The sequence below is a fragment of the Zymomonas mobilis genome (genome assembly GCF_006715975.1).
Taxonomy (GTDB): Bacteria; Pseudomonadota; Alphaproteobacteria; order Sphingomonadales; family Sphingomonadaceae; genus Zymomonas; species Zymomonas mobilis_B.
This window is the reverse complement of sequence record NZ_VFOF01000001.1, coordinates 919588-929826: the sequence shown is the minus strand read 5'-3', so window position 1 is coordinate 929826 and position 10239 is coordinate 919588. Positions and strand designations below refer to the sequence as shown.

The 10239-nt window shown below is 46.7% G+C and carries 8 protein-coding genes; all 8 read right to left on the bottom strand.

The window, feature by feature from the left end:
• The 8 genes from murD to FBY58_RS04035 all read right to left on the bottom strand — a co-directional run bounded on the left by murD (window position 1) and on the right by FBY58_RS04035 (window position 10202).
• On the bottom strand, window positions 1-1326 hold the full coding sequence (gene murD, locus FBY58_RS04070; protein WP_141919610.1) for a UDP-N-acetylmuramoyl-L-alanine--D-glutamate ligase: 1326 nt from the start codon (window positions 1324-1326) through the stop codon (window positions 1-3).
• Entirely contained in the window at window positions 1323-2393 is a 1071-nt protein-coding gene (mraY, locus tag FBY58_RS04065; RefSeq protein WP_141919609.1) for a phospho-N-acetylmuramoyl-pentapeptide-transferase, read from the bottom strand. The genes murD and mraY overlap by 4 nt, the downstream gene beginning before the upstream one ends.
• Window positions 2381-3772, bottom strand: coding sequence for a UDP-N-acetylmuramoyl-tripeptide--D-alanyl-D-alanine ligase (gene murF / locus FBY58_RS04060; protein WP_141919608.1), 1392 nt, complete (start codon window positions 3770-3772; stop codon window positions 2381-2383). Before murF ends, mraY begins: the two co-directional genes overlap by 13 nt.
• Window positions 3769-5229, bottom strand: coding sequence for a UDP-N-acetylmuramoyl-L-alanyl-D-glutamate--2,6-diaminopimelate ligase (locus FBY58_RS04055; protein WP_141919607.1), 1461 nt, complete (start codon window positions 5227-5229; stop codon window positions 3769-3771). Before FBY58_RS04055 ends, murF begins: the two co-directional genes overlap by 4 nt.
• Window positions 5226-6935, bottom strand: a complete 1710-nt coding sequence (locus FBY58_RS04050; protein ID WP_141919606.1) for a penicillin-binding protein 2 — start codon at window positions 6933-6935, stop codon at window positions 5226-5228. Before FBY58_RS04050 ends, FBY58_RS04055 begins: the two co-directional genes overlap by 4 nt.
• Window positions 6932-7522 carry a hypothetical protein gene (locus FBY58_RS04045; protein ID WP_141919605.1) on the bottom strand — a complete coding sequence of 197 codons (591 nt, stop codon included), beginning with the start codon at window positions 7520-7522 and terminating at the stop codon, window positions 6932-6934. Before FBY58_RS04045 ends, FBY58_RS04050 begins: the two co-directional genes overlap by 4 nt.
• A complete protein-coding gene (rsmH, locus tag FBY58_RS04040) occupies window positions 7519-8526 on the bottom strand; it encodes a 16S rRNA (cytosine(1402)-N(4))-methyltransferase RsmH (RefSeq protein ID WP_141919604.1) in 1008 nt (335 codons plus the stop codon). The genes FBY58_RS04045 and rsmH overlap by 4 nt, the downstream gene beginning before the upstream one ends.
• Before the next feature lie 1310 nt (window positions 8527-9836).
• Window positions 9837-10202, bottom strand: coding sequence for a hypothetical protein (locus FBY58_RS04035; protein WP_141919603.1), 366 nt, complete (start codon window positions 10200-10202; stop codon window positions 9837-9839).
• Window positions 10203-10239 lie beyond the last annotated feature (37 nt).

Sequence of the window (10239 nt, the reverse complement as noted above, 5' to 3'; positions counted from 1 at the left end):
TTAATCAAGAGCCTCCACTATTGTTTTGAATGCGCGCCCTCTGGCCTCATAATCGCTGAATTGATCAAAAGACGCACAAGCTGGAGTCAACATCACAACTTCTTCAGGCTGAGCCTCTTTCGCTGCCAATTTAACGGCATTTTCAAGATCACCGCATTCCACAACCTTCACACCCGCTTCACGAAGCAATTCGGCATAATCTGGCCCGGCTTGACCAATGGTATAAGCCTGCCGGATATGGTTAAAGAAGGGTTTACAAGGATCAAGGTCTGCCGTTTTCGGCACGCCCCCTAATATCCAATGAATAGCCGGGAAGGCAGCCAAAGCGGGCGCTGTTGCCATCGCATTGGTTGCCTTGGAATCATCGACGAAAAGAACACCTCGACGTTCTCCGACCTTCTGCATCCGATGCGGCAAGCCCGAATAGCTCACCATAGCTTTTGAGGTAACCTCATCCGAAATACCCAAAATATGCATTACGGCAATCGCCAAAACCGCATTTTGGGCGTTATGCGGGCCCTGCAAATTTGGCCAAGTCAGTTGTTCTGCCAAAGGCACATTATCAGCATGCACCGTTACCAAATGGGCAGCGGATTGTTTGGCAATAACCTGACTGGGAATGTCATCTGTCGCAATCACAGCATAATGCGGCGATGATTGTAGCAGAAACAACCGCTCTTTAGCCTTACGATAGCCTTCAAAACCACCATGTCGATCCAAATGATCAGGGGTAACATTGGTCAAAACGGCAATATCGCAATCAAGGGTAAAGGTCAGATCAATCTGATAGCTGGATAATTCCAATACATAGATACCACCATCGGGTAACGGATCGGCAGCCAATAACGGTAACCCAATATTCCCGCCCATAAGAGACGGGATACCCGCCTCTTTCAAAATATGATGAATAAGGGCAGTTGTCGTCGATTTCCCGTTAGTGCCGGTAATCCCAATCACTGGACAATGACGACCATGCCGTTCCCAAAAATCATGAGCTTGGGCAAATAATTCGATATCACCAATAATCGGGATACCCGTTTCTTTGGCAAGCGTTGCTATCGGATGGCGATTGATCGGAATACCTGGGGAAACCACAAAGGCAGACACTCCGAAAATATCGGCAATCATCGGATCAGCAATAATAAGTTGCCCTTCGCCAATGGCCGCTTCATATTGCTGCTCCAAGCGGTTCCGGCTGTCGGGATTATTATCCCATGCCATAACCTTGGCACCAGACGCCAACAGAGCAGCAACGGTTGCCATACCGGAACGCGCCAATCCTAAAACAGCATAGAACTGACCGGAAAAAACGGGGCTAGTAATCATCTTAGTTTCAACGTTGCTAAACCGAGCAAAGCCAAAGCAAAACTGATAATCCAAAAACGGATAACCACAGTTGGTTCAGACCAGCCCAGTTGTTCAAAATGATGGTGGAGCGGTGCCATGCGGAAAACGCGCCGTTTAAAGCGTTTATAGAAGCCCACCTGAATAATGACCGACAAAGCTTCTGCGACGAAAAGACCGCCAACAATCCCTAACACAATTTCATGATGGGTCGCGACCGCAATGGTGCCAAGGGATCCACCCAAAGCCAGACTACCCGTATCGCCCATAAAAATCGCTGCAGGAGGCGCATTAAACCATAGGAAGGCAAAGCCCGCGCCGATGATGGCACCCGTTAAAATCGTTAACTCTCCGGCACCGGGGACATGAGGAATACCCAGATAATGGGCGAAAACTGCATTACCAACCACATAGCTGATAACGAAAAAGGCAAGGCTAGCGATAATCACCGGCATCGTTGCCAAACCATCCAGACCATCGGTTAAGTTGACGGAATTGGCCGTGCCTACAATCACAAAAGCGGCAAAGGGATAATAAAACCACCCAAGATCAATCACAGGGCCATTATAAAAAGGCAGATAAAGCTGGGTATTGCCGTCTTTCAAAATCAAATAACAGGCAAAAAAGGCGAGCGCAAATTCCCATAAAAGCCGAACTTTCCCCGAAACACCACGGGCAGAATTCTGGGTTACTTTGTCATAATCGTCAATAAAGCCGATCACACCAAAACCCAACATCACGGCAATACATGCCCAGACGTAACGATCATAAAAATCCATCCAAAGCAAAAGCGATATCGAAACCGCTATCAAAATCATCAGCCCACCCATGGTTGGGGTGCCGACCTTTGCCAGATGGGTTTTTGGGCCATCACTCCGAATAGGTTGCCCTTTATGCTGATGGATACGCATCCAGCCGATAAAGCGAGGGCCAAAAATCAATCCGATCAACAAGGCAGTAATCGCGGCAGCCCCTGTCCGGAAAGTAATATAGCGGAACAGGTTAAATAATCGGGAGAACCCTTCCGCAGAGGCAATCAAATAGAACATGCACAGCCCTTTTCCGAAAGAGACGAAACCACTGCGGATAATCCCAGACTATTCGACCCTTTAATCAACAAAATATCATCTGCCTTCAACAAGGCCGAAATTGCTTCTTTTGCCTGTCCGGCATCAGCAACCCAGTCACAGGTGATTTTGCCGGCCAAATCTTGTGCCAGCGCTTTCATTTCCTCACCAACCAATAAAACATGGTCAATTTCTGCATGGGTCAATGGATCGGCCAAAGCCCGATGATAATCGGCAGAATTCCGCCCTAATTCCAGCATATCGCCCAATAAGACGATACGTCTTTTATCTTTTGGCTCATTTTCCAAAGCCTTGATCGTCGCCGTCATCGAGGCCGGATTGGCATTATAGCTCTCGTCAATAACAGTCGCCTTGCCCTCTCCGACAGGAACATCAAAACGTTGCCCCCGCCCATGAAAGCCGGTGATATCACCCAATGCCAAACTGGCCAGCGCCAAATCACCGCCAACGGCATCAACAATGGCTAAAACAGCCATCGCATTCGAAACCCAATGCTCGGCGGCCATCCCCATTGAAAAGACCAATTGCCGATCACGCACCGCGGCCGTTATCAAAACACGGCCATCTGATTCACGAACAATATTTTGGGCGCGGATCGTTGCCCCTTCTTCAAAACCAAAACTACGGATCTCCGCATTTTTTTCTTTGGCTTTGGCCGTTAACAAATCACGATAAGGTGAATCATGGGGAATTATCGCAATGCCCCCCGATGAAAGCCCTTCGAATATTTCGCTCTTGGCTTCGGCAATAGCCGTCTCATCTTTGAAGAAAGCCGCATGTGCAGGCGCAATCGCCGTAATTAAAGCGACATCAGGACGAACTATATCGGTTAATTCAGATAACTCACCCGCGTGGTTCATACCCATTTCGAAAATACCGAAACGACTATCTTCCGGCATACGGGCAAGGCTAAGCGGCACACCGACATGATTGTTATAGCTTTTAAGGGAATAATGGACTTTCCCCGGTGCACTTCGTTCTAAAGCTAAACGTAGGGATTCCTTGGTGCTGGTCTTCCCGACTGATCCAGTAATACCGATAATCTTGCCGTGATTGCGCTTTCTCGATGCAATCCCCAAAGCCTTCAATGCCTGATAGCTGTCTTTCACGAGAATATGAGGATAAGGCACCGGCGACATGACAACTGCCCCTGCTGCTCCATTCTGAAAAGCAACATCGACATAGCGGTGACCGTCAGATTCTGCCCCTTTCAAAGCAAAAAACAAATCTCTATCTCGAATTTCACGAGAATCAAAGGCGACATTACGCACAGAGAAATGGGCCGAAGCCTTGCCCTCTACTGCTTTTGCAATAGCTTCGGATTGCCATAAAGCCTTCATAAAACGGCCTTTTTGGCTACAGTTACATCATCGAAAGGTAAAACCCGCATATCATCTCCGCGGCCTATAATCTGGCCCTGCTCATGCCCTTTACCAGCGATTAGAACAATGTCGCCCTTATGAGCTTGTCTGACAGCAGAAAAAATAGCCTTTTTCCGCCCGCCTATTTCTTCGGCTAAAGGTGCTCCGACAAGAACCTCTTTTCGGATAGCAGCAGCATCCTCGCCACGGGGGTTATCATCGGTAACAATCACATGATCGGCCAAGCTGGCTGCAATTTTTGCCATTTCTGGTCTTTTGCCACGGTCACGATCACCACCAGCACCAAAAACAACCAAAAGACGACCTTCGGTATGCGGTCTTAAAGCTTCAATCGCTGCCCGCAAACCGTCCGGTGTATGGGCGTAATCGACATATATTTCAGCACCCTGTTCTGTATCAGTTGCCCGTTCCAGCCGCCCTCTGACAGGCTTTAATCTAGACAAGGCCGCCATCGTCTCTTCAACATCGCCGCCTGTCGCCATAACTAATCCCGCCGCGACCAAAGCATTGGAAAGCTGATAGCCTCCAATTAATGGCAGACGAATTTGATACGGCTTATCCTTGATAGACAGAGTAATATCCTGCCCTTTACTATCCGCTTGCACGTCAAGAATACGGATAGCTTCGGCATTTTTCCCAATATCGATTAAATTCAGACCGCGTTTGCGGATATGGGCAATAACGGTCTCTGCCGCAGGATCATCAGCCCAAACAACAGCTGTGCCGTCCAGTGCAACGCGCTCATCAAACAGCCTCAGCTTAGCTTCAAGATAGCGTTCCATCGTTTCATGGTAGTCCAGATGGTCGCGAGAAAAACTGGTAAACGCCCCCGCAATAACTTTTGCGCCATCGCTTCTGTATTGATCCAAGCCGTGGCTGGAAGCTTCAAAAATTAAATGAGAAACGCCCGATTTTGCTAAATCGGCGCAACCGGAAAGAAAAGTCACGATATCCGGCGTGGTCATACCCAATGAATATTGGGTGTTTTCTGTAATAACCCCCAACGTCCCAATAGAAGCGGCCTTATGCCCTGCCATTGTCCAAAGTTGACGGCATAATTCAGCAACGGATGTTTTACCATTCGTGCCCGTTACCGCAGCCATAACAGGAGGAAAAGGCGCATAAAAATGGGCGGCTATTTCAGCGAAAGCCTGCCTTGGATTCTCCGCAGCCAGATGAACCGCACCGTCAATATTGACTTCTGGACGCGCGACTATTGCAATCGCTCCGGCCAAAATGGCCTTTTCTATAAAATCTTCCCCGTTCACCGTTGTTCCGGGAAAGGCTCCAAAAATAAAGCCTGCCTCGACTTTTCGGCTATCCACAGCACAACCAAGGACAGGATAGTCTTTTTCTATTGCGCTAAGTCCGTAATCGGAGGCCAACAATCCCAGTTTTTTTTCTGTGCCCGTCATTCTTTTTTCGCCGCTGGTTTCCATAACAAAGCCCGTAAATCGGTAAGATCAAGATCTCGCTTTGGGTCAGGAATAACACCCAGTAAAGGGCCAATATGCTGGACAATATCGCCAACCATCGGAGCCGTCACCATACCCGCCGTTGCATAACCGCCCGTTTCAGCGATTCCTTGCGGGTTATCAAGCATCGCGACAATCGCATAACGGGGCGTATCCATCGGAAAGGCTGCCGCAAAAGTCGAAATACGAGCGCCATGGTTATACCGCCCTTTTTCCGCCTTATCTGCTGTTCCGGTTTTACCCCCAACGCGAAATCCCGGTGCATTGGCTTTCCGTCCCGTACCATCTGTCACGACCAAGCGTAACAAGCGCCGCATTGTCGCACTATTTTGACCAGAAATAATTTGTCGGCTGCCATCTGGACGATAGTCTGGATTGCGTTTTAACAGGGTTGCTGGTCGCCATACCCCACCATTCACAAGTGCAGCATAGGCACTAGTCAAATGCAAAGGCGTAACGGCAATACCATGACCATAACCGGTCGTCATCACGGTAGTTCTCGCCCAATAAGCTGGCCAGATAGGCCGACCTTTTGCTGCTAACTCAATCGCCGGACGATGATCGAAATTCAGATTCCGGAACATCGCCTGCATTCTTTCAGGGCCCAACTCATCTGCAATACGGGCAGTCACAATGTTGGATGAATGCACCAAGGTTTCAGGCACATCGAGCCATCTTTTCTGGGCATGCTCATCATGAATATGGAAACGCCCAACAGCCAAAGGCTCGGTCGCGTCATAACGCTTCGCCAAAGAGGTAACGACCCCATCCTGTAGCGCAGTTGCCATCGTAAGCGGTTTAAAAGTAGATCCTAATTCGTAAACTGAAAGCGTCGCCTTATTATCAAAGGCCGTAGGGTCAGAACTACTTCGGTCATTTGGGTTGAAATTCGGAAGAGAAGCCATTGCCAATACTTCTCCGGTATCGACATCCAGAACAATCGCGCTGGCACCTTCAGCGCTATATTTCTGCATCGCCGCCGCCAGTGATTTTTCAACAGCGGCCTGTACCCGAATATCAATAGACAAGGCCAAAGGCTCTGATTGTCTTTTTGGATCAGTCAGCTCTTTATCAAAGCTGAACTCCATACCGGATTGACCATGACCATCTTCGCCAATCCACCCGATGACATGCGCGCATAAAGTCCCTTCAGGATATAAGCGGGACGGCTCATGTAAAAAATCAATCGCGGGTTCACCCAGCATATTCAGCGCTCGCACCAATTCAGGCGAGGCATGACGACGTAGAAACACAAAACTACGATTGGAACGCAAAATTTTCCGATATTCGTCGGCTGTTCGTTCGGGCAGTAATGCCGCTAGATTGGCGGCAAGAATATCAGGATCGCTGATATGATTGGCCTGTAAAGTGCGGGGATGTATCCCGATAGACCAAACGTCGATGGTGCGCGCTAATGTCCGGCCATTACGGTCAACAATGTCGGCACGAGCCTGCAACGGCGCTACCGGCGGATGACGGCGCTCTTCGACACCCCAGCCGGTAATAAAAACAAGCCATACCAATTTGGCAATGACACCAGCAATGCCAAAGCAAAAAATGATAAGCAACACCATAAGCCGGATATGGCTATTGGTAAGAATATCTGTGCTGGATAATGCCTTCTTAGACTTAAAACGGGTAATCACCGGACAGCTTGTATCTTGCTATAATGATTGCTTCTAAATGACAAAGCCGAAGCTTTAGTCATTGCGCTATTTTCACTCTTCATTACATCCGATGAGAAAATCCGAGCAGAAGCCTGCGTTGCTGCCGGAGGCGCAAGGGTTGTTTCAGAAGCTGCGACTGAATGTGTTGCCTCCACTTTCCGTGTAGCGGCTGCATTATAGGCGGCAGATGAAGGCTCACGTCGCGTCGGTACCATGTAGCTTGCCTGACGGAAAGCCGCATCTTCGTTATGGGATGCCGCTGGGACGTCACCCACATTATCCTGCATGGCCAACTGCGCATCTTCAGAAACGAACTGGCTTATCGTTGGTGAAACAAGCGCGAAGGCTTCCGCATTCCAACGATCAATCTGATCGGAACGTGCCAGTGTATCTTTTTCGGTCTGGAGATGGCGAATACTCTGCCGCAAATTCACAATTTCCCGCTCAGTGCGTAAAAGCGCCCGTCTTTCAAGAGATACCCGCTGCGTAATCATATAGCAGATCAAGGCTGCGATGCAGCACAACCCGACCAAACAAATAGCGCGAAAATGCCTTGTGACTATCATGCCGATTTTCTCCGTGAACGCGGGGTATTGTGGTCCAGCTGGGAAATATTTTCGTCTTTTCCCGAATAAGGCGTTTCTGTCCGATAGACAGCACGAAGTGTTGCCGAACGCGCCCTTGGGTTACGGGCGAGTTCCGCCTCCCCTGCTTTGACAGGGCGAGCGGGTTTTGAGAAAAAAACGGGTTTCTCTATCGGAATTAAAGGCTGATGACGGGAAACCTGTCCGGACTGACCGGCATGTTCCTTCATGAAATGCTTGACGATACGGTCTTCAAGACTGTGGAAAGTCACAACAGCTAAACATCCATGCGGCTTAAGAACGCGCTCGGCTGTTTGTAGACCTTCCTTCAACTCGTCTAATTCATGGTTCAAATGGATACGGATAGCTTGGAAACAGTGAACTGCCGGATCTTTTTTATCATGCGAGCGATAGCCAAGAGAATGTCTGATGACATTCGCCAATTCAAAAGTTGTCTCTAACGGACGCGCTGCAACAATAGCCCGAGCCACACGGCGGGATTGTCTTTCTTCTCCATAAAGATAAAGCACATCGGCAATCTCACTTTCCTGCGCATTATTCAGGAATTCTTCGGCCGAAAGCCCTTCTTGCGCCATCCGCATATCCAATGGACCGTTACCCTGAATGGAAAAGCCACGTTCAGGGCGATCTATCTGCATCGAAGAAACGCCGATATCAAAAACGAGACCGTCAACGGTATCAATGCCAAGATTGTCGAGATGGTAACCAATGTTAGAAAAACAGTCATTGATCAGACGAAGCCGCCCTTCACTGGCTTCAACCAGCGCAGCGCCTTCCCGAATAGCATCGGGATCGCGATCAAAAGCGATCACCTGATTATCGGCTTTTTCCAAGATGGCGCGGCTATATCCACCGGCGCCAAAAGTTCCGTCAATATAAGTACCGCCTGCAGTTGGATTGAGGGCCGCAATCACTTCATCCAGAAGAACAGGGATATGGGGGGCTAAAAAGTTGTCAGAGGTCATACCAGACCTTCCGTCTGACAGGAGAGTAAGCGGTTCATTGAAAAAAGCTGTATCACTTCGGAAAAACACAATCGGAAAAAGAAAAAGGAGATAGAAAGAAAAACGCCATTCAATTTTTTGCAGATGATTTGTTTGTAACCAGATGAAAAAGGTAAAGCAGACTGAAAACCGATCTGTTTAAAAATATAATGATACAATCCGCATAACGACATGAACATTTTGATTATAAAATGACCAAAAGAATTAAATTCGTCGAATAGATTGTCATTATTATATAATATTAAGTTATATTTGGATTTTGTTGCATCAAGCGCGGGCGCAAAGCATTTTTTTCTGTTGGAAACAAAATTTCTTTTATTCTCTCCATAATAGAAAGCCAAAGCCGACAACGCCCTACCCTATCTGATCAATATCATTATTTAAATGAATGGAATTATTAACTATTCTTCTTGGGGTATCATAGCCGTATAAGGCGGACAAGTGGGATTAAAACCACTTTACAAAAAAAAGAGATATTTTTGAACTTCATTGAATAAGCATATGAAAAATAACGATTTTTATATTTTATGTCAGGGTTAAAAGTAAGGCTGTTAAAAATAACCGGCATTTATAGCGTAACGGTTATAAATAGAATATGAACTGTAAAAATAATAAGCGTTTTAATTTTTTAAATTCCTAATTTTAATAAAAAATTAAACTTTAATTTTAAAAAAATAAAAATTCTTAAAATATAAATATATTTACCGTGAAAAAAGTTTTTACAGTTATTGATTTAGTCATGAAAATATGGCTTTCATCCAAGATGAACGAAGCATGCCCAAGAAATATTCTTCTTCATATGAAATATAAAAAATTTCACAAGGCTTGCTGAAAATACAGCCTTTTTTAAGTATCATAAACAAGCCTCCCGTTTTTCATGCAAGCCAGCAAAGTATTTTTACATGCGGCGATTGAATGCCGCTAAAATAATACGAACAAGAATAATAATAGAAGAAGTAAAAAATCCTTAAAAACAGGAGCATCGCTCTAAAACAAAATTATGGCTATTAAAAATTTTATAGCCTGCGATTTTCATCGCAATGCACGGTTTATTCTCGAATAACAAACGAGAAATAATAGGTAAAATAGAAAAAGATCAGCTTTTTAAGAAGGAAAAAAACCTAGATTTAAAGGGTTAGTGATGACGAACCTAACGGCCAATGATGAACCCATTCATTGATGGTTTTTGCCTATTATCCAGCCTTTTGAAGGCCAAAATCTATTATTCTCTTCAGCCAAAGGCATTTTAAACACGGGTAGCGATTATTGGCTTATGGCCTATTTTCCGCCGGATTAACGTCTTCGTCCCCAGCAGGGCCTGCATTTTGTGGATTTACGGCTGGCAAGCTTGTGATATCCGGCAATGGAACCTTAACGCTGCCCCCTGGCGATACGCCTAATTCAGCCAAAGGGTCATGGGGCATATCTTTTTCCAGCACATCCAGATTAACGCGGCCATTGGCATCCATCTCGACTTCACTATTCACCGTAGCCGGACTTTGCTCTTCTTTTGGCGCCAAACTAAGTAATAACGCAGCAAAGGACACCAGTAATACCACACCAGTCAGGCCAGTCAGGCCGACTTTAATGCGTTGGCCGCTTTGGTTATCTGGAAATATGGGGCGTTTATCTGGCATAGGGGCGGTAAGATATATCCTGAAAAAGTAACTATTA

Excerpts from the sequence above, each read along its gene's own strand:
- murD (WP_141919610.1), bottom strand. The coding sequence starts at position 1,326 with ATGATTACTAGCCCCGTTTTTTCCGGTCAGTTCTATGCTGTTTTAGGA.
- mraY (WP_141919609.1), bottom strand. The coding sequence starts at position 2,393 with ATGTTCTATTTGATTGCCTCTGCGGAAGGGTTCTCCCGATTATTTAAC.
- murF (WP_141919608.1), bottom strand. The coding sequence starts at position 3,772 with ATGAAGGCTTTATGGCAATCCGAAGCTATTGCAAAAGCAGTAGAGGGC.
- FBY58_RS04055 (WP_141919607.1), bottom strand. The coding sequence starts at position 5,229 with ATGACGGGCACAGAAAAAAAACTGGGATTGTTGGCCTCCGATTACGGA.
- FBY58_RS04045 (WP_141919605.1), bottom strand. The coding sequence starts at position 7,522 with ATGATAGTCACAAGGCATTTTCGCGCTATTTGTTTGGTCGGGTTGTGC.
- rsmH (WP_141919604.1), bottom strand. The coding sequence starts at position 8,526 with ATGACCTCTGACAACTTTTTAGCCCCCCATATCCCTGTTCTTCTGGAT.
- FBY58_RS04035 (WP_141919603.1), bottom strand. The coding sequence starts at position 10,202 with ATGCCAGATAAACGCCCCATATTTCCAGATAACCAAAGCGGCCAACGC.